The sequence below is a fragment of the Brevibacterium sp. RIT 803 genome, assembly GCF_016892625.1.
In the GTDB taxonomy this organism is placed as follows: domain Bacteria; phylum Actinomycetota; class Actinomycetes; order Actinomycetales; family Brevibacteriaceae; genus Brevibacterium.
Genome location: NZ_JAFEMW010000004.1, coordinates 310,721 through 328,129 on the forward strand (window position 1 = coordinate 310,721; position 17,409 = coordinate 328,129).

General features: G+C 63.9%; 17 protein-coding genes and 1 pseudogene. 9 read left to right on the forward strand and 9 right to left on the reverse strand.

Annotation, left to right across the window (positions count from 1 at the left end; translation table 11 throughout):
* The first annotated feature begins 36 nt into the window (after positions 1 to 36).
* Genes JTF07_RS14570 through JTF07_RS14595 form a run of 6 tightly spaced genes read left to right on the forward strand, consistent with a single transcriptional unit; the run spans position 37 to position 7,754 of the window.
* On the forward strand, positions 37 to 1,746 hold the full coding sequence (locus tag JTF07_RS14570) for a TIGR04028 family ABC transporter substrate-binding protein (RefSeq protein ID WP_204234943.1): 1,710 nt from the start codon (positions 37 to 39) through the stop codon (positions 1,744 to 1,746).
* Positions 1,743 to 2,798 carry an ABC transporter permease gene (locus tag JTF07_RS14575; protein WP_204234944.1) on the forward strand — a complete coding sequence of 352 codons (1,056 nt, stop codon included), beginning with the start codon at positions 1,743 to 1,745 and terminating at the stop codon, positions 2,796 to 2,798. Before JTF07_RS14570 ends, JTF07_RS14575 begins: the two co-directional genes overlap by 4 nt.
* Positions 2,795 to 3,670, forward strand: coding sequence for an ABC transporter permease (locus tag JTF07_RS14580; protein WP_204234945.1), 876 nt, complete (start codon positions 2,795 to 2,797; stop codon positions 3,668 to 3,670). The genes JTF07_RS14575 and JTF07_RS14580 overlap by 4 nt, the downstream gene beginning before the upstream one ends.
* Positions 3,667 to 5,355, forward strand: coding sequence for a dipeptide ABC transporter ATP-binding protein (locus tag JTF07_RS14585; protein ID WP_204234946.1), 1,689 nt, complete (start codon positions 3,667 to 3,669; stop codon positions 5,353 to 5,355). The genes JTF07_RS14580 and JTF07_RS14585 overlap by 4 nt, the downstream gene beginning before the upstream one ends.
* A 10-nt stretch (positions 5,356 to 5,365) precedes the next feature.
* Positions 5,366 to 6,409 (forward strand): putative FMN-dependent luciferase-like monooxygenase, encoded by a 1,044-nt coding sequence (locus JTF07_RS14590; protein WP_204234947.1) that lies wholly within the window; start codon positions 5,366 to 5,368, stop codon positions 6,407 to 6,409.
* A gap of 1 nt (position 6,410) precedes the next feature.
* A complete protein-coding gene (locus JTF07_RS14595; RefSeq protein ID WP_204234948.1) occupies positions 6,411 to 7,754 on the forward strand; it encodes an alkylhydroperoxidase domain protein in 1,344 nt (447 codons plus the stop codon).
* 6 nt (positions 7,755 to 7,760) lie between these two features.
* Here the strand turns inward: JTF07_RS14595 and JTF07_RS14600 are convergent, their stop codons facing one another.
* Positions 7,761 to 8,378 carry a class I SAM-dependent methyltransferase gene (locus JTF07_RS14600; protein ID WP_204234949.1) on the reverse strand — a complete coding sequence of 206 codons (618 nt, stop codon included), beginning with the start codon at positions 8,376 to 8,378 and terminating at the stop codon, positions 7,761 to 7,763.
* Positions 8,378 to 9,331 carry an NAD(P)/FAD-dependent oxidoreductase gene (locus JTF07_RS14605; RefSeq protein WP_252199832.1) on the reverse strand — a complete coding sequence of 318 codons (954 nt, stop codon included), beginning with the start codon at positions 9,329 to 9,331 and terminating at the stop codon, positions 8,378 to 8,380. The genes JTF07_RS14600 and JTF07_RS14605 overlap by 1 nt, the downstream gene beginning before the upstream one ends.
* A 125-nt stretch (positions 9,332 to 9,456) precedes the next feature.
* On the opposite strand from JTF07_RS14605, the gene JTF07_RS14610 reads away from it, so the two are divergent.
* Positions 9,457 to 10,074, forward strand: a complete 618-nt coding sequence (locus tag JTF07_RS14610; protein WP_204234951.1) for a helix-turn-helix domain-containing protein — start codon at positions 9,457 to 9,459, stop codon at positions 10,072 to 10,074.
* A 6-nt stretch (positions 10,075 to 10,080) separates the two neighbouring features.
* On the opposite strand, the gene JTF07_RS14615 is transcribed toward JTF07_RS14610, so the two are convergent.
* Together JTF07_RS14615 and exaC are read right to left on the reverse strand one after the other, a co-directional pair.
* Positions 10,081 to 10,500: a DUF779 domain-containing protein gene (locus JTF07_RS14615; RefSeq protein ID WP_204234952.1), complete on the reverse strand. Its 420-nt coding sequence runs from the start codon at positions 10,498 to 10,500 to the stop codon at positions 10,081 to 10,083.
* Positions 10,500 to 12,023, reverse strand: coding sequence for an acetaldehyde dehydrogenase ExaC (gene exaC, locus JTF07_RS14620; RefSeq protein ID WP_143922165.1), 1,524 nt, complete (start codon positions 12,021 to 12,023; stop codon positions 10,500 to 10,502). The genes JTF07_RS14615 and exaC overlap by 1 nt, the downstream gene beginning before the upstream one ends.
* A 302-nt stretch (positions 12,024 to 12,325) precedes the next feature.
* Here exaC and JTF07_RS20410 point away from each other — a divergent pair, with 302 nt between their 5' ends.
* Entirely contained in the window at positions 12,326 to 13,348 is a 1,023-nt protein-coding gene (locus tag JTF07_RS20410; RefSeq protein WP_252199833.1) for a BUD32 family EKC/KEOPS complex subunit, read from the forward strand.
* A 41-nt stretch (positions 13,349 to 13,389) separates the two neighbouring features.
* Here the strand turns inward: JTF07_RS20410 and JTF07_RS20930 are convergent.
* The 4 genes and pseudogenes from JTF07_RS20930 to aqpZ form a co-directional block, all read right to left on the reverse strand.
* Positions 13,390 to 13,848: pseudogene (locus JTF07_RS20930) on the reverse strand (SRPBCC family protein); the annotation flags it as partial.
* Between the two features lie 104 nt (positions 13,849 to 13,952).
* Positions 13,953 to 14,576 (reverse strand): M23 family metallopeptidase, encoded by a 624-nt coding sequence (locus tag JTF07_RS14635; RefSeq protein WP_204234955.1) that lies wholly within the window; start codon positions 14,574 to 14,576, stop codon positions 13,953 to 13,955.
* A gap of 8 nt (positions 14,577 to 14,584) precedes the next feature.
* Positions 14,585 to 15,145 (reverse strand): GNAT family N-acetyltransferase, encoded by a 561-nt coding sequence (locus tag JTF07_RS14640; RefSeq protein WP_204234956.1) that lies wholly within the window; start codon positions 15,143 to 15,145, stop codon positions 14,585 to 14,587.
* Positions 15,142 to 15,915 carry an aquaporin Z gene (gene aqpZ / locus JTF07_RS14645; RefSeq protein WP_252199834.1) on the reverse strand — a complete coding sequence of 258 codons (774 nt, stop codon included), beginning with the start codon at positions 15,913 to 15,915 and terminating at the stop codon, positions 15,142 to 15,144. The genes JTF07_RS14640 and aqpZ overlap by 4 nt, the downstream gene beginning before the upstream one ends.
* A gap of 179 nt (positions 15,916 to 16,094) precedes the next feature.
* Between aqpZ and JTF07_RS14650 the strand changes: the two genes are divergently transcribed.
* Positions 16,095 to 16,310: a hypothetical protein gene (locus tag JTF07_RS14650; protein WP_204234957.1), complete on the forward strand. Its 216-nt coding sequence runs from the start codon at positions 16,095 to 16,097 to the stop codon at positions 16,308 to 16,310.
* A 3-nt stretch (positions 16,311 to 16,313) separates the two neighbouring features.
* Here JTF07_RS14650 and JTF07_RS14655 read toward each other — a convergent pair whose 3' ends face one another.
* Positions 16,314 to 17,384 carry an AI-2E family transporter gene (locus JTF07_RS14655; RefSeq protein WP_204234958.1) on the reverse strand — a complete coding sequence of 357 codons (1,071 nt, stop codon included), beginning with the start codon at positions 17,382 to 17,384 and terminating at the stop codon, positions 16,314 to 16,316.
* Positions 17,385 to 17,409 lie beyond the last annotated feature (25 nt).

The window sequence follows — 17,409 nt, forward strand, 5'->3', positions numbered from 1 at the left end:
CAAGCTCGGTTTCATCTGCACAAAGGACCACATCCCATGACGGACCTCCGTCCAGCCACCTCGGCGAACCTCAGTCGAGCCTACGGGCGACGCAACTTCCTCAGCCTCGGGCTGGGGCTGGGCACGATCATCACGCTCAGCGCCTGCACCCCCACCGATGATGCTCCGCTGCCCGAGGGCGGCGACCCGGTGCAGGGCGGAGTCCTCACCTACTTCGAGCCCCAGACCTGGACGCTTCTCTACCCGCCCTCGGTCGGGTTCTATCCCAACGGCGGCATCATGAACAACATCTCCGCGCGTCTGCTGTGGCAGGACCCGGAGACTCTCGAACTCCACCCCTGGCTCGCCACGCAGCTGCCGGAGATCAACGGCGATGCCACCCAATTCACGTTCACGATCCGCCGCGGCGTGACCTACTCCGACGGATCAGCGCTGACTCCGGAGAACGTGGCGAAGAACTTCGACCTCTTCGGACGCGGAGACGAGACCCGCACTCTCCCGGTCTCCGAGCAGATCTCGAACTATGAGAGCAGCGAGGTCCTCGACGATCAGCGGGTCCGCTTCCACTTCAGCGCCCCTTCTCCCGGATTCGCCCAGGCGACATCGACGATGAATGCCGGTCTCCTCGCCGATTCGACGCTGGGACTCGACGCTGAGGGATTCGGTCCCGGCGGTGCCACACAGATCCACACCTGCGGTCCGTTCCACATCACCGAGGAGACGATCGGAACGAAGCTGTCCGTGCGCGTCCGTGAGGACTACGACTGGGCGCCACCGCACTTCGACCACCAAGGCCGAGCCCACCTCGACGGCATCGACTACCTGGCCAACAATGAGTACTCGGTGCGCATCGGAGCCGTGCTCTCCGGGCAGGCCGACGGTGTCCGCGACGTCCAGGCCCCTGACGAACCTCGGGTGAAGGAACAGGGCCTGAGCCTCTATGCCAAGGCCACGAACGGCATCAACAACAGCATCAACTTCCGTTTCCGGCACGAGCTGCTGTCCGACCTCAAGGTCAGGCAGGCCATCATCGCCGCCGTTGACCGGCAGGAGATCGTCGACAAGCTCTTCACCCCCAACTACCCGTTGGCCACCGGGCTCTTGGCCAAGGGAGCCATGGGCTACAAGGACCAGTCCGGCTCCTGGGTCCATGACCCCGAGGAGGCGAACCGGCTGTTCGATGACGCGGGCTGGTCCGAACGCAACGCCGCCGGCTTCCGCGTCAAGGACGGCCAGGTCCTGGAGCTGGCCGTCAACATCGCGCTGCCGCAGCCACGGTCAAACGAGGTGCAGACCCTCATCCAGCAGCAGCTGCGCCACGTCGGCGTGCGCCTGTCCATCAACCCCGGCGACCAGTCCAAGCAGACCTTGGACGCCCTCGATCTCGATCGCGTGCAGATCTACCATTCGATGGTCGCCCGTGCCGACTTCGACAATCTGCGGTCGAACTACTCCTCGGTCAATCGAGATGTCTTCCTCAACGGGAAGGGCCGCGAGGACGCCGACGATGAGAGCATCGATCCCGAGGTCGACCGCCTGCTGGACGAACTCGCCTCGGAACCTGTGACGAAGAATCGGCAGAAGGCCGCGGAGAAGGTCCAGGACTACCTCGTTGAGAACGCCTATGTGCTGCCGTTCTTCGAAGAGCCCCAAGTCTTCGCCTTCCGCCGCCGCGTCAACGGCTTCGCAACCGAACCAGTGGGCCGCCCCGACTTCTACAGCACATGGTTGGCAGGTCAGAAATGATCCTCGACGTCCGATACCTGTTCCTGCGCCTGGGGCAGGCTGTTCTCGTCCTCCTCCTCGCATTCACCGCGGCCTTCATACTGCTCAGCCTCATCCCGGGCGACGGCGTCACCGCCAGGTTCGCCGACCCGGCACTGGGCCTCTCAGCCGATCAGATCGCCACGATCCGGTCCGAGACCGGGGCCGATGAATCCTGGGTCAGCCGCTACTTCCTCAGCCTGGGCGGGTTCCTCACCGGCAACTTCGGGTTCTCCGTTCAGACAGGGGCCGCCGTGTCGACGATCATCACCGCGGCCCTGCCCTCGACGGCGATCCTCGCTCTGTCCGGATTCGTCTCAGCCTTGGTCCTGGCCGTGATCATCGCGGTGCTGGCCACCTACGGGCCTTTTCGCTGGCTGCGGAAGATCCTCGATTCCGTGCCCAGCCTGTTCATCTCGATTCCCGTGTTCTGGCTCGGCATCCTGCTCATCCAGATCTTCTCCTTCCAGCTCGGATTCGTCTCCGTGGTCTCCCCCAGCCCCGCCGAGGCGCTCGTCCTCCCCACCCTGACCGTGGCGGTTCCGCTGTCGGCTCCGATCACGCAGGTCCTCATCCGCTCCATCACCGATGTCAAGGCCTCCGGATTCGTCAAAGTCACCTCGGCGAAGGGCGCGAGTGAACTGTGGATCCTCGTCCACTCCGTCGCCCGCAATGCCATCCTGCCCGGGCTGACGATCATCGGCCTGGTCTTCGGCGAACTCGTCGCCGGAGCCGTGGTCACCGAAACCGTGTTCGGACGCAACGGCATCGGACAGATCACTGCCCAGGCCGTGACCCACCGCGACAATCCGATCCTCCTGGCCGTCGTCGTCATCGCGACCCTGACGTACGTGATCATCAACCTCATCGTCGATCTCCTCTATCCCGTCATCGACGTGCGCCTGCGCTCCGGGGCCGGGACCACCTCGGCTGGGAAGAAGCCTGCCGACGAACCCACTCGCCGAGCGCTGACGGCGACCGCTGCCAGCGTCGGAGTCGACCTCGACTGGGACGAGAAGGACACTCACTCATGAGCCTCATCGACACCTTCGCCCGCACCCCAGGCACCGGCACCCCGCGTCCGGCATCGAAGCGGCGCAGCCGCACCCGCGCGAGCCTCGGGCCCGCCACCATCCTCTCGGGGCTGGTCCTGCTCATCGCCGTCCTGTGGGCACTCTTCCCGGGGCTGTTCACCCACCATGATCCCAATGACGGCGGAACCACTCCGGCGCTGCTGGCCCCGAGTCTCGACCATTGGTTCGGGACCGACCAGACTGGCCGCGATGCCTTCACCCGCGTCGTCTACGGCGCATCTCAGTCCCTGCTGGCCGCGCTCGTGGCAGTGGGCGTCGGCCTTGTCGTGGGAACGGCGATCGGGCTCATCGCCGGCACCCGCCGCGGTTGGCTCGACGATGTGCTCATGCGCTTCATCGACGTGCTGCTCTCGATCCCCGCGATCCTGCTCAGCCTCTCGATCGTCATCGTCTTGGGCTTCGGCACCATCAACGCGGCCATCGCCGTCGGTGTCACGGCCATCGCCCAATTTGCACGCCTGTCGAGGTCAGAGGCAGTGCGGATCAACACAAGCGACTTCGTGGCAGCGGCCTATGGCTCGGGCGGCACCTTCTTCTCCGTCCTCTTCCGCCACATCCTGCCCAACTCGATCTCGCCCGTCCTGTCCCTGGCCGTGCTGCAGATCGGATCCGCGATTCTCCAGATCTCGACGCTGGGCTTCCTGGGCTACGGCACTCCCCCGCCGACACCTGAATGGGGCCTCATCATCGCCGAGGGTCGCAACTTCGTGGCCACCGCCTGGTGGCTGACCGTCCTGCCCGGCTTCGTCGTCATGGCCATCGTCCTGGCCACCCATCAGATCGGCAACACCCTGCGAAAGGCGACATCATGACCGAGAGCGCCCCGCTGCTGTCCGTCCAGGATCTCAGTGTCGCCTACTCCCGCCGAGGTGACTTCGCGGCCCCAGCCGTCGACGGCGTCTCGTTCGCCGTTGGTGCCGGGTCGATGACCGCGGTCGTCGGCGAATCCGGGTCCGGCAAGTCGACGACCGCGAACGCGGTCATCGGTCTGCTCCCGGACTCCGCGCAGATCACAGGTGGGCGCATCCGCTTAGGCGAGGTCGATCTCGGTGCGCTGGGCGCCAGCGCCTGGCGGGGAGTCCGCGGCAGTCAGATCGGCTATGTTCCCCAGGACCCCGGCAGTTCTCTCAACCCGCTGCAGACCATCGGGAAATCCGTCGCCGAGGCGCTGCGCATCCACAAGCGTGCCGACCGGAAGTCCGCCCGCGCCCAGGTCATCGACCTGCTGGCCAAGGTCGGCATCGATCGTCCGCAGATGCGTGCCGACCAGTTCCCGCACGAGCTCTCCGGAGGCATGCGTCAGCGGGTGCTCATCGCATCGGCCATCGCGCTGCGTCCGCGTCTGCTCATCGCCGATGAGCCGACCTCGGCGCTTGACGTGACCGTGCAGAAGCAGGTCCTCGATCTCCTCGATGGGCTGCGAGCCGAGAGCGGAATGGGCGTCCTCTTCATCACTCACGACCTGGCTGTCGCCGGGGAACGCGCCGATGATGTCGTCGTCATGCAGTCTGGACAGGTCGTCGAGGCCGGTCCGGCAGCTCGGATCTTCTCCCGCCCTGAGACCGAATACACCGCCCGACTTCTCGCCGATGCTCCGGCACTGAAGACGAAAGCGCGCCACACCGCGTCCGCCGAGGACTCGCAGGCAGACTCGTCGTCGGCAGCCTTCGTCGCCGTCGAGGGACTGACTCAGGTCTATGCTCGCAACGAGGATCAGGTCATCGGCGTCGACGACGTCTCGTTGCGCGTTCAACGCGGGACCACACACGGCATCGTGGGCGAATCCGGGTCCGGCAAGACCACGACCGGCAAGGCATTGGCCGGGTTCCTCACCCCGCAGTCCGGGCGCATTCGCATCGGCGATTTCGACACCGCTGATTTCGTGAAAGGCAATGCCGCACGCATCCGCCGTCGAGACTTCCGGCGCAGAGTCCAACTGGTGCACCAGAACCCGTATTCGGCGTTGGATCCGAAGCACTCGATCCGGCAGATCCTGACCGAGCCCCTGCGCAATTTCCGCATCGGGACCAGAACTTCGCGCCCCGGACTCGTCTCCGAGGCCCTTGACCGGGTGTCACTGCCGGCAGAATTCCTCGATCGGCGGCCGCAGGAACTCTCCGGCGGTCAGCTGCAGCGCGTGGCGATCGCCCGAGCGCTCATCGCCGGTCCGGAGCTCGTCGTCTTCGATGAAGCGGTCTCTGCCCTCGACGTCACCGTGCAGGCCCAGATTCTGGACCTCCTCGACGAGCTGCAAGTGGAGCTTGGTCTGACATATGTCTTCATCTCCCACGATCTTGCCGTCGTGCGTCAGATCGCTGATACGGTGTCGGTGATGTCGCAGGGACGACTGATGGAGAACGGACTGACGGAGGACCTCTTCGCCCGCCCGCAGACTCACTACACTCGCACCCTCCTCGACGCGATCCCACACCCCGTGATGCTCCACGGCGGCGAGGACGCGAAGAATCCGACACCGCTTGCAGCCGCAGAAAGATGAGACCACCACGATGACGAACAATTCCTCCGGGCCCCGGCTCGGATTCTTCACACGTCTGCTCGAGGACGCTCCGGCTGATCAGCGCTACCGGTTCGCGCTCGAACAGATCCAGGCGGCGGAGACCCACGGCTTCGATTCGGCCTGGGTCGCCCAGCACCACTTCTCCGCGGCCGAGGGTGGGCTTCCCTCCCCGCTCGTGTTCCTCGCCCATGCTGCGGCGCAGACGTCTCGGATTCGACTGGGCACGGCGATCATCACCCTGCCGATGGAGAACGGTGTGCGGGTGGCCGAAGACGTCGCAGTCACTGATGTGCTCTCCGGCGGGCGCCTTGAGATCGGACTCGGTTCGGGCGGAAACCCCAAGTCGTTCCCGGCCTTCGGCACCAGTTTCGATGTTCGCCGCGAAGTCTTCGCCGACAACCTCGCCGCGCTGAAGACTCTGCTGGCAGGGAAATCGCTGGAGACCGGCCATACCCTCTATCCGCAGACCTCCGGCCGATCTGACGGTCGCGGACTCTCCGAACGTCTCTGGCAGGCCACATTCTCCTCCGGCGGTGCCGGAGCGGCCGGTGCCGCGGGCGATGGCCTCATGCTCTCTCGCACGCAGCCCCGTGCACAGGACAATCCGGGGGCGCCCCTCGACGAAGTGCAGCTGCCGGTCATCGACACCTATCTGTCGAACCTGCCGGCAGGGATCGAGCCACGCATCCTCGCCTCCCGCACGGCCGTCGTCGCCGAGACCAAGGATCTGCCGGCGCTGCGTGCGCTGACGGAACCGGCGCTGCGCTCCGAAGCAGACCGCCTCGTCGGCTACGACACCTCCGGCTTGAGCCTCGAGGAGCTGCTCGTCGCCACGGATACGTTCCTGGGCACCCCCGAGCAGGTCATCGAACGCCTCTCGACAGACCGTGTCCTCTCACAGGCCACCGACGTCAGCTTCCAGGTGCACTCGGTGCCCGCGACGAATGAGACCACCCTGCGATCCATCGAGCTGCTGGCCACCGAGGTGGCACCGGCTCTGGGACTGACATTGACGACAGAACAGGCGGCCTGACATGACCGACATCATCAACGCCCTTGCGGGAATCGCCGCGCAGGATCCCCTCGATGCTCTCCGCGATCACCGCGCACAGGCCAAGGAGAATGCGCAGCTCAGCTTCGAAGCTCTCCTGGAACCTGCCGAGGCCGAGGGGTTCTCCCAGCGAGATCGCTACGCCGTCGCCGCCTTCACCGCCGGGCTGCTGGGATCTCCCGCCGCCGAGGAGTTCTACCGCGACCTCCTTCGCGACGAGGACGAGGTCGCCTCCTGGGCGATTGCCGAACTCCTCGACGAGGCTCTGCTCGAACTCGACTCCCGGCCATCCGGGCACGGTCCCTACGGAATCTTCGAATCCGCTGCACTCGCTGACGAGAACGTCGTCGGACCATGGTTGTCGGTGGAGAAGAAGTCCACCGAAGTGCTTGGTCCGCAGCTGGCCGCCGGGCTCGAATTCGCTCATCTCCTGGTCCTGCATCCGCGTGATTCTCGTCCCGAACATATGGCACTGCTCCTCGATTCCGGATGGGACGAGGATTCGATCGTCACTCTCGCGCAGCTTGTATCGTTCCTCAACTTCCAGATCCGCATCAGCACCGGACTGACGGCACTGATCCACGCCCCGGCCGCGGCCCTGGCCCCCGCCGCTGACGAGACTCAGGTAGCGGTCGACGATGACGGCGGGACCACCTCGGCGAGGGAGCCGGCTGCCTCGCCGAAAGGCAGCGAAGCTCTGTCCCGGGTAGGCGATCGTGTCAGCTCCTACCCCGACCTCAAACGGCCCGCATTGTTCCAGCAGTCCGGATTGGGGTGGGTGCCCTGGATCGCGCCCGTCGCCGAGGCGGAGCTGAGCGATGTCCAGCGCGAGGCTCTGATCGAGGCGGGGCGGGCGAAGAACCCCTACTTCCGTTTGCTGGCCAGGGATCCTGCGGCTCTGCGGGCCCGGACGCTGACCGACCTCGACATCTTCTTCAACACCACCGACGGAATCGGCCGGGCCGAACGCGAGCTTGCCGCGACCGTGGCCTCACGTCTCAACGGGTGCCTGTTCTGCGCCTCGATCCACTCGGACCGGGCCACGGAGGAATCCGGGCGCCGCGACCTGGTGCAGTCGCTGCTGGATACTGGCATTCACACACCGTCGAACCTCGGCGACCCGGTCTGGGACGCTGTCGTCAACGCCTCCGCGGCGCTCACCCTCACGCCTCAGGCGTTCGGCCCGGTGCATGTGGACGCACTGCGCGAGGCCGGTCTCGAGGACGGGGACATCGTCGACGTCCTCAACTGCGCGGCCTTCTTCAACTGGGCTAACCGGCTCATGCTCTCACTGGGAGAGCCGGAGGTGCTGGCGCCCGGAAAGTGACCCGGCTCAACGGCCGCGGCCAGCCTTCACCACAACGTCGTCGACGGTGATCGTGCGGCCTCCAGGTCCGACCAACGTCCGTTGTGACTCCTCGGCGGTGACGACAGTCCAGACAGTTGGATCGAGACGATCCGTGATGGAGGCGGCGGTGGCTGAGGCTTCTGCAGGTGGATGAGATTCGCCATGGCCGCGGTGGAGGTGGCCGACGATGAGCAGGGTTCCGCCGGGTGCCACCCAGGAGGCGATGCGGTCGTAGAAGTCCAGCTGCCCCATCGCAGGATGCGCATAGTGGGTGGTGACCAGATCAAACTGCGTCTCCGGTTCCCAGACGGACAGGTCGGCCTGGACCCATGCGATTCGTCCGGCCATCCCGGCAGCGGCCGCACGATCTTCGGCATAGTTCAGCGCAGAGTCAGCGACGTCGGCGCCGGTGACATCCCACCCCTTGTCCGCCAACCAGATGGCTTCTGCTCCGGCACCGCAGCCTGCATCGAGGGCAGTCCCGGGTTCGAGCTCACCGATCTCGTGGATCAGGTGGGGATTCGGAACGCCTGAACTCATCATGGGGGCTCGTTCGCCGTCCCAGATGTCATCCCAGTAGTTCTTATCGAATGAGTGAGTCATCAGCTTGCCTTCCCGGCCGGCTCGTCGTTCAGCTCTGCCACTGCACGGTCGAGGTCCTTGAAGATGAGATCGGTGTTGATGTGCTGGGCAGCGAGCGCTCCGGCTGCCGCCGCACCGCTGACCTGTGCTCCGATGTCGGTGGCGTTGCCGGCAACCCAGACGCCCGGGACGGAGGTCAGTCCGAATGATTCGGTTTCGATGAAAGCTCCTGCTGGATGTGGCGTGGGTTCGAGACCGATGCCCGCGAACAGTTCGCTGCGCGCGACCATCGGTGTGGCCACGACCGCCGCGTCCACAGCAACGACCTGCCCATCGTTCAGGCGTACACCGGTGAGTGTGTCGTCGATGATCTCGAGGCCCTCGATGCCGCCTTCGATCACTGGGATGTCGAGTGCCTGCAGCTTGATCTGCTCCTCTTCGCTCAGCTCGTAGTCTCCGGCGAAGAGCACCACCTGATCACTCCACTGGCGGAACATGAATGCCTTGTGCACGGCCATGGGGGCGGTGACGAGGACTGCGATGCGGCCATCTCGAACTTCCCACCCATGGCAGTACGGGCAATGGAGCACGCCATGGCCCCACTGCTCGCGGACTCCCGGGATCTCAGGCAGCTCGTCGACCAATCCGGTCGCAATGAGCAGGCGCCTGCCTTCGACGGCGTTCCCGTTGCGCAGGGTGAGCGTGAAACCGTCTACAGCACCGCTGACGGCAACGACTTCATCGTCGATGATCTCCCCTCCGTAGCCGAGCACCTCTTCTCGTCCTCGTGTCAGCAGCTCCTGAGGGCTGATGCCTTCGTGGCCCAACAGCCCGTGCACGCCGTCCGCGGGCGCGTTGCGCGGTTGACCCGCGTCGATCACGGTCACACTCCGGCGTGCGCGGGCCGATGTCAGTGCCGCACTGAGGCCTGCTGCTCCCGCTCCCACGATCACGACGTCTCGGATTGCGCTCATATTCCCTGCCATGCTCTCGTCCTCCCAAAAGATCAGGAACTGCCTCTGCGACGTTCCACTACTTCGATGGTGACAAGCACAACTCGCCATTGCAAATGAGTTTGCCAAATGGCAAACTCGTGAGCATGGACGAACTTATGGACCGCACCCTCGATGCTGTCGGACCACGCTTGAAGCAGCTGCGACAGCGCCGCGACATCACTCTCACCGATCTTTCCGAAGAGACCGGCATCTCGATCAGCACACTCTCCCGGCTCGAGGCTGGTCACCGCCGCCCCAGCCTCGAACAGCTTCTGCCCTTGGCGCGCGCATTCGGTGCCACTCTCGACGAGCTCGTCGATGCTCCACCGACCGGGGATCCGCGCATCAATCTGCGTCCGATCACCAGTGGTGACGGTCGGACGATCCTGCCTCTGACCCGTCGGGCCGGGGGCATCCAGGCCTACAAGTTCATCCTTCCCGCCGGGGACGACGAGGCAGTGCCTGAGCTGCGCACCCATGACGGCTATGACTGGGCGTTCGTCCTCAACGGCAGACTCCGACTCGTCCTGGGCGAACACGACCTCATCCTCGAACCGGGCGAAGCCGCCGAGTTCGACACTCGCACTCCGCACTGGTTCGGCGCCACCAGCTCAGGACCGGTCGAATTCCTCAGCCTCGTCGGCAAGCAGGGAGAACGAGCTCACATCCGAGCGGCACCGAAGCGCCACCTCGGCGCAGAGGAGAGGCGTCAGGCGACCTGACTGGCGTCAGCCGACGTCCATGAGCGTCGACCGGATGATGAAGCGATTGCCCGTCGGTGACTCGACGCTGAAGCCGCTTCCCCGTCCGGGCACCACATCGACCGTCAGATGCGTGTGCTTCCAGTATTCGAACTGCTCGACCGACATCCAGAAGTCGATGCCGGACTTCTCGCTGTCGTCGATGGGCAGTTCGAAGTGTCCGAGCAGGACGTCCGCCTCGGAGGTGAGGAAGTCGCCTTCCGGGAAGCACATCGGCGAGGACCCGTCGCAGCAGCCACCCGACTGATGGAACATCAGTTGACCGTGTTTGGCGACCAGTTCGCCGAGGAGGTCGACGGCGGCCTGTGTCATGGCCACTCGGGACTTCTCCTCCCCGCCGATGGTGGGAGTGGATTCCAGTGCTGCTGTCTGTGTCGATTCACTCATCAGAAAAATCCTTGTGCGTTCTCCGAGTAGCTGACCAGCAGGTTCTTCGTCTGCTGGTAGTGGTCGAGCATCATCAGGTGGTTCTCTCGGCCGATTCCCGATGATTTGTATCCGCCGAACGCGGCATGTGCCGGATAGGCGTGATAGTTGTTCACCCAGACGCGGCCTGCCTGGATGTCACGGCCGGCACGGTAGGCGATGTTGCCGGTGCGGGCCCAGACGCCGGCCCCCAGACCGTAGAGCGTGTCGTTGGCGGTGGTGATGGCGTCGTCGTAGTCCTTGAACGAGGTCAGCGCTACGACAGGACCGAAGATCTCCTCTTGGAAGATCCGCATGTTGTTCGAGCCCTTGAAGATGGTGGGCTGGACGTAGAAGCCGCCTGAGAGATCTCCTTCGAGTTCGGCCTTGTCACCGCCGATGAGCACCTCAGCACCTTCGTCCTTGCCGATCTGCAGGTACGACATGATCTTCTCGTACTGATCATTAGAGGCCTGCGCGCCCACCTGGGTATCGGTGTCGAGTGGATTGCCCTGCTTGATCGCTCGCACACGCTCGACACCAGCGGCGACGAAGTCATCGAAGATCGACTCCTGGACGAGAGCGCGAGACGGGCAGGTACAGACTTCGCCCTGATTGAGTGCGAACATCGCGAAGCCTTCGAGCGCCTTGTCGCGGTAGCTGTCGTCGGCGGCGAGGACGTCTTCGAAGAAGATGTTCGGTGACTTGCCGCCGAGCTCCAGGGTGACCGGGATGATGTTCTGCGAGGCGTACTGCATGATCAGACGACCGGTCGTGGTCTCACCGGTGAACGCGATCTTCTTGATCCGCTTGTTCGAGGCCAGAGGTTTGCCTGCCTCGACTCCGAAGCCGTTGACGATGTTGAGGACACCGGGTGGCAGCAGATCGCCAACGAGTTCAGCCAGGATGAGGATCGAGGCCGGAGTCTGCTCGGCGGGCTTGAGGACGACGCAGTTGCCTGCGGCGAGCGCCGGTGCCAGCTTCCACGTGGCCATGAGTATGGGGAAGTTCCACGGGATGATCTGTCCGACGACGCCGAGCGGTTCGTGGAAGTGATAGGCAACGGTGTCGTCGTCGATCTGCGACAGGCCGCCTTCTTGGGCCCGGATCGCTGCAGCGAAGTAGCGGAAGTGGTCGATGGCCAGTGGGATGTCGGCGGCCAGTGGTTCGCGGATGCCCTTGCCGTTGTCCCAGGTCTCTGCGACCGCGAGCATCTCAAGATTCTCTTCCATGCGATCAGCGATCTTGAGGAGGATGTTCGAGCGCTCGGTCACCGAGGTCTTCCCCCAAGCAGGTGCTGCTGCCCAGGCCGCATCGAGGGCGGTTTCGATGTCGTCGGCGGTGGAGCTGGGGATCTCTGTGAATGCCTGTCCGGTGACGGGAGTGATGTTGTCGAAGTAGTCGCCGTTCTTCGGCGGCACCCACTCGCCTCCGATGTAGTTCTCGTAGCGCGACTTGAACGTGACGAGCGAACCTTCGGTACCGGGTGCTGAGTAGACTGCCATGACACTCCTTCGTGTGAGTCCATCCGCTCGCATCGCACGCATTTTTTCGCGTGCAGTGCATGGTCGTGGTCGACTGCGCGGAGCGGATGTGTCCGTGTCCTCTCACCTTAGGGTGGAGAGAGTCTGCGAACAATAGCCTGCACGATTTCGAGGTGAACGTGCACGATTTCGAGGTGAAGTTGAGAGAATGACTCCATGCATGCCCGACCGTTCTCTCCTGCTGATTGCGAATCGCGCTCTGCTCTCTTCACAAGAGCAGGCGAGAGATCACCCGGAAACATAATCTGCCTCAGCGTAATGTCATGACTGCGCGCGCGGAAAGTGCCCGTAGAATCTCTGCCGAGATCCACAGACTCGATGATTCACAGGTATGTGCGCTCGTCGACGCCGCCGAGACAGTAGGGGTCGGCATCGGTGGAACCACGAGAACTGCTGAGATCAATGGAGCTCCTGTCTTCATCAAGCAGCTTCCACTCACACACAGCGAAGCGTCGGATCCGACCGCCACCCGCAATCACGCTGGACTGCCGTTTGTCAGCCACTACGGGATCGGGAGCCCGGCGCATGGTGTCGGGCGCGAGCTGGCAGCACACACGCTCACCTCCGATTGGGTCCGCTCCGGGGAGGCAGACTTCTTTCCGCTTCTGCTCGGGTGGAGAGTCGTCGATCTTCCGTGCGAATCCGACCTCAGCGAATTCGACGGAGACGGACCGAAGCACCGATGGGGCACCTCGTGGCCGCACGTTGAGACGAAGCTCGCCGAGATGTCGTCCGCGCCCACAAGTGTGGTGCTCTTCCTTGAACATGTGCCTGAGACCTTGGGGTCCTGTGTGCGCCGAAGCGTGGCCGAAGGCAGCGGATCGACCGTGTTCGCTGAGGCCGTGGGCCAGATCATCGATGCCACGGCGTGGATGGAGAAGCAGGGATTCCACCACTTCGACGTGCATCCGGGAAATATCCTCATCCACGACGGCAGACTGATCTTCACGGATTTCGGACTCTCGCTCCACCGCAATTTCGAGCTCACCGCGGACGAGGAGTCATCGCTGTCCACTCATCGCGGCTTCGACCGTGACACCGGCCTCATGCACCTCTTTCACTGGACGCTGTTCGAACTCGGTTACACCTCCAGGTCCAGGCGGTTGGAGCTGCTGCGTGCTGCAGCAGCTGATCCGGCAGCCTCAGCGCTGAAGCCGGTTCGCGCAGCCCTCGGTGGAAAGGGTGCCGACCTGATCGCTGAGCATGCGAGTGTCGCTGTCCGTATGACGGAGATGTTCGCCGTTCTCATACGGGATGCGTTCGGCACCAGGTACGACAGACGATAACGCTGGTTCTCATCGATTCTGAGTATATTTCGCCGGAGGAGTTCGAGGCTGAAGTCCCACCCGTCGGCGAAGAAGTCCCGCGCTTCGCCTCGGCGTTCGATTGGAATGTCGTCAAAGCAATGCACGATGGTCACCCTCGTCTCCTCGCCATGAGGTTGCAGCGTGATCTCGACACTGTCGGATCGGCCGAAGCGCCCATTCGTCCAACGAAGGATCGCGATGCAGCGCCGCTCGTCGAAGACAGTGATCTCACCAGCGAGCACATACTCGTAGGCACGGTCGCTGTAGTGCTCCTCGTAGGGGCTGCCGACTCGTGGTTCGAAGTCGATCTGCACTGTCGGCGGCGGAGACCACCATCCGCTCAATCGAATCGGGTCTGCCACGTGCGGCCAGACATGGGCAGCCGGCGCTGTGATCACCAGCGATCTGTCGAAGCCCCAATCCGGATTCTTGTCGACCGTAGGCACGTTCTTCAGTGTCTGGCAGCAAGCCGCAAGCATGATTCAGATCAGTCGGTCGTGCTCAGAGGCGGAGACGGTGACCACGATCAAGCTGTACCGATCATTGTTTGAAACCTATAGAAGGCCTGTTGGTCGCAGGGTTCTCATACGGGCGTTCTTCCCGAGATGATCGAACCGTTCGACAGCAAGGCGCCTCTGAACGCAAGGCGCGCAGCCACTACGTGCTCAATGTCGACACGGTCGATCGCTTGGACATGCAGGTGCGGTTGGGTGCTGTTGCCGGAGTTTCCACACCGGCCGATCTCCTCGCCGACCTCTACGTGCTGTCCCACCCGAACCCGTGTGCTGCGATGCTGGAGATGGCAGAGCGAGACTATACCGCCGAGGCATCTGACCATGACGTGATTGCCGGCGAGGGCAAGCCAGCCCGCGCCGACACGGCGGGCCTGTGTCAGCGAGTATCCGATCGAGGGGACACCGCGGTACGAGAGATGATCGCGCTCCGTGTCATGAGAAGCCACGACAGTTCCTGCGACCGGAGAGAGCACCGGACGGCCGAAGCCGACAAAGTTCTCCGGAGGTTCCGGACGGAGGAGGGAGTCGAAGGTGAAGGGCGCCGATCTCCCAGAGCCATCGACCGGCACGAAGTCGATTGCGTATGAGGTCGCGAAGAGGGTCGTGCCGTGACTCGGCACCCGGTCGGCGGGACTGTTCTGGACCAGCCATCGGCCGGTGAATGGGTAGTCCATATCGAGCAAGTCGGTCATGGGGTGGGTCACCTCGTGGAGTGCCCCCGCCGTACCGAGGAATACAGGATCATGTCGCGACGTTCGCCGCCGACCAGCTGACGGCTGACCAGGAGTTCCTCCCGAACATAGCCAGTTCGCTCGGCGGTGCGAATCGATGCGATGTTCCACGGTTCGATGAACAGGTCGATCCGCTGTACTCCCCGAACAGTCCACCCGAACTCGGTCAGGGCCGCGAGCGCCTCGGCCGCGTAGCCGCACCCGCGCTCGGACGGCGCAAGGGCATATCCGGCGCTCGCCCGCCCCTCGTTGAGTTCCTTCAGCCAGAGACCGCAGTGACCGATCGCGAAATCATCGGTTCGACGCGCAATCGTGAAGGAGAAGCCAGCTCCCTCTGCATGACGACCCTGCTGGCGTTCGACCCAGTCACTGGCTTCCTGCATGGTGGCGTCTCCTGGCAGTGAACCCGTCTGCGGCACATAGGGATCGGTCGACAGCTGCCGAGCCATTGCGACGTCCCGCGCGTCCACTGCTCGCAGCAGAACCTGCCCAGAGACCAGTGCCTCCGCGGGCCAGGGTGGCAGCGTCATCCGCCCTCGGTGATCGGAACTTCGGCAGCCTTCGGGAACAGCAGGTTATAGGTGAGTCCGGCCACGGCGGCACCAGCGAGCGGTGCGAGGAAGAACACCCACACCTGACCGAGCGCGTCTCCACCGGCGAATACCGCGACACCGAAGGAACGTGCCGGATTGACCGAGGTGTTCGACACCGGAATGGCCACGAGGTGGATGAGTGTGAGTGAGAGGCCGATCGCCAGAGGAGCCATTCCGACCGGGGACCTGTCGTCGGTCGACCCGAGGATGACGTAGAGGAAGATGGCGGTGAGGACGAACTCGGCGACGAGGACGCTGACCAAGGAGAATCCGTTCGGGGAGAATTCGCCATAGCCGTTCGTCGCCAGTCCGTCCTTCGCAAGCGAATAGTCGGGATTGCCCGAAGCGATGAGGAGTACGACTCCGCCGGCGGCGATTCCGGCGACCAGCTGTGTGATCCAGTAGGGAACGGCGTCCTTGATCGGGGTCCTGCCCGCTAGTACACAGCCCAACGTCACTGCGGGATTGAAGTGTCCACCGGAGACATGTCCGACGGCGTAGGCCATGACGACGACGGTGAGGCCGAAGGCCAGCGCGACGCCGAGGAATCCGATGCCCATATTGATGCCGTCATCACCGACGACCTTTGCTGCGAATACGGCCGCGCCGCAGCCGCCGAAGACGAGGACGAAGGTGCCGAGGAATTCGGCGAAGATCTTTGAGACTAGGGTGGGTTTCTGCTGGAGTGCCATGATGACTGTTCCCATCTGTGATGTGTGCCACATATCATGCCGTTTTCCATACTACAGTCACGTCTCAGCAGCTGAGCCCGAGTCGCACTGTCGTTTCCTCTGACCGGGTGCGACGCGAGCTCATACCAACGGCATGACCATGATCAGGCAGGGCGTCCTCGGCGAGGGGACCGGCAATTGGTACGCTGACGAACATGAGCGACGTCGACAGCCCGGTTCTCCGCCTGATTCCCTATCTCGGGGCATTCACGGTCGCGGTGTTCGTCGGCCTGCCTGTGATGGGCAACGGAGACCTGTTGACGGCCGTCGTCGTCATCGCAGTCGCCTACTTCGTGACCTACTACCTTGTCAGGTATGTCATCGGACTCATCGTCCGCAACCGCCGCAGCAGCACCGACGAGCAGGACTAGCCGCTACCGCTTATCCTGCGCGGGCACGACGACTTTGCGGATGATGATCATTCCCGAAGCGGCCACGGGCACAGCGACCACGGCGCCGAGGACTCCGCCCAGGGTGCCGCCGGCGATGGCCGCGATGATGACGAGCGCACCGGGCACATTGACCGCGGTCTTCATGATGCGAGGGCTGAGCAGATACGCCTCCACCTGCATGTACACGAGGTAGTAGATGCCGACGGCGATCCCCAGGCCGGGTGAGACCATGAGGCAGGATCCGGTGATGATGATCGCACCGGTGATCGGGCCGACGAGCGGGATGAGCGAGGCGAGGAACGCGATGAACGCCAACAGCGCCGGCAGCGGGGCACCGATGATGGTGAGGAAGATCGCCGAGCACACGCCGTTGACGATGCCCAAGGACACCTGTCCCAGAACGTAGCGTCCGATGGATCGGGTGACTTCCTCAGTGACGGATTCGACGGTCGGTCGGGAGCTCGCAGCGACGATGGAGAGCATGGCCGACTTGATCGTCGGCATCGTCACAGCGAAGTAGATGGTGAGGATGACGACGATGACGACACCGGCGAGGAAGCTGAGAATGCCGGCTCCGATGGACACGACCCCGCCGCCCAACGACACCACGTTCTTCGGGTCGGATGCCCACTCGCCGAGGTTGGCGAAGATCTTGTCGAGATCGACGGCTCCGGTGAACCTCTGTTCGAGGTCGGCGACCCACCCTGTAGCCGCCAGGCTCGCGACGATGTCCGGAAGATCGCCGATGAACTGCTGGATCTGGCTGATGACGGCAGGGGCGATGAGCAGCACGGCCCCGGCGACGATGGCGATGAACGCCAGAACGACGAGGACGACCGACAGGGACCGGGGCAGCTTGCGCTCGACCAGCCACAGCACGATCGGTTCGAGGCCGAGGGCAAGGAACAGGGCCAGGCCGATGTAGATGATGACGGTCGCCACGGACTGCAGGGCCGTGATCAGCCCGAATGCGAGTCCCACTCCGAGCGTTCCGGTGAAGCCGACCCGGAATGCGCTGTGGAGAGTCAGCGTCTTTCCCTGCCCTTTGCCCATGGTGACAAGTGTAACCAGCGACCAT

Excerpts from the sequence above, each read along its gene's own strand:
- JTF07_RS14600 (WP_204234949.1), bottom strand. The coding sequence starts at position 8,378 with ATGACTCACTCATTCGATAAGAACTACTGGGATGACATCTGGGACGGC.
- JTF07_RS14585 (WP_204234946.1), top strand. The coding sequence starts at position 3,667 with ATGACCGAGAGCGCCCCGCTGCTGTCCGTCCAGGATCTCAGTGTCGCC.
- JTF07_RS14655 (WP_204234958.1), bottom strand. The coding sequence starts at position 17,384 with ATGGGCAAAGGGCAGGGAAAGACGCTGACTCTCCACAGCGCATTCCGG.
- exaC (WP_143922165.1), bottom strand. The coding sequence starts at position 12,023 with ATGGCAGTCTACTCAGCACCCGGTACCGAAGGTTCGCTCGTCACGTTC.
- JTF07_RS14635 (WP_204234955.1), bottom strand. The coding sequence starts at position 14,576 with ATGACCGACTTGCTCGATATGGACTACCCATTCACCGGCCGATGGCTG.
- JTF07_RS14590 (WP_204234947.1), top strand. The coding sequence starts at position 5,366 with ATGACGAACAATTCCTCCGGGCCCCGGCTCGGATTCTTCACACGTCTG.
- JTF07_RS20410 (WP_252199833.1), top strand. The coding sequence starts at position 12,326 with ATGACTGCGCGCGCGGAAAGTGCCCGTAGAATCTCTGCCGAGATCCAC.
- JTF07_RS14605 (WP_252199832.1), bottom strand. The coding sequence starts at position 9,331 with ATGAGCGCAATCCGAGACGTCGTGATCGTGGGAGCGGGAGCAGCAGGC.
- JTF07_RS14580 (WP_204234945.1), top strand. The coding sequence starts at position 2,795 with ATGAGCCTCATCGACACCTTCGCCCGCACCCCAGGCACCGGCACCCCG.
- JTF07_RS14610 (WP_204234951.1), top strand. The coding sequence starts at position 9,457 with ATGGACGAACTTATGGACCGCACCCTCGATGCTGTCGGACCACGCTTG.
- JTF07_RS14575 (WP_204234944.1), top strand. The coding sequence starts at position 1,743 with ATGATCCTCGACGTCCGATACCTGTTCCTGCGCCTGGGGCAGGCTGTT.
- JTF07_RS14615 (WP_204234952.1), bottom strand. The coding sequence starts at position 10,500 with ATGAGTGAATCGACACAGACAGCAGCACTGGAATCCACTCCCACCATC.
- aqpZ (WP_252199834.1), bottom strand. The coding sequence starts at position 15,915 with ATGGGAACAGTCATCATGGCACTCCAGCAGAAACCCACCCTAGTCTCA.
- JTF07_RS14640 (WP_204234956.1), bottom strand. The coding sequence starts at position 15,145 with ATGACGCTGCCACCCTGGCCCGCGGAGGCACTGGTCTCTGGGCAGGTT.
- JTF07_RS14570 (WP_204234943.1), top strand. The coding sequence starts at position 37 with ATGACGGACCTCCGTCCAGCCACCTCGGCGAACCTCAGTCGAGCCTAC.
- JTF07_RS14650 (WP_204234957.1), top strand. The coding sequence starts at position 16,095 with ATGAGCGACGTCGACAGCCCGGTTCTCCGCCTGATTCCCTATCTCGGG.
- JTF07_RS14595 (WP_204234948.1), top strand. The coding sequence starts at position 6,411 with ATGACCGACATCATCAACGCCCTTGCGGGAATCGCCGCGCAGGATCCC.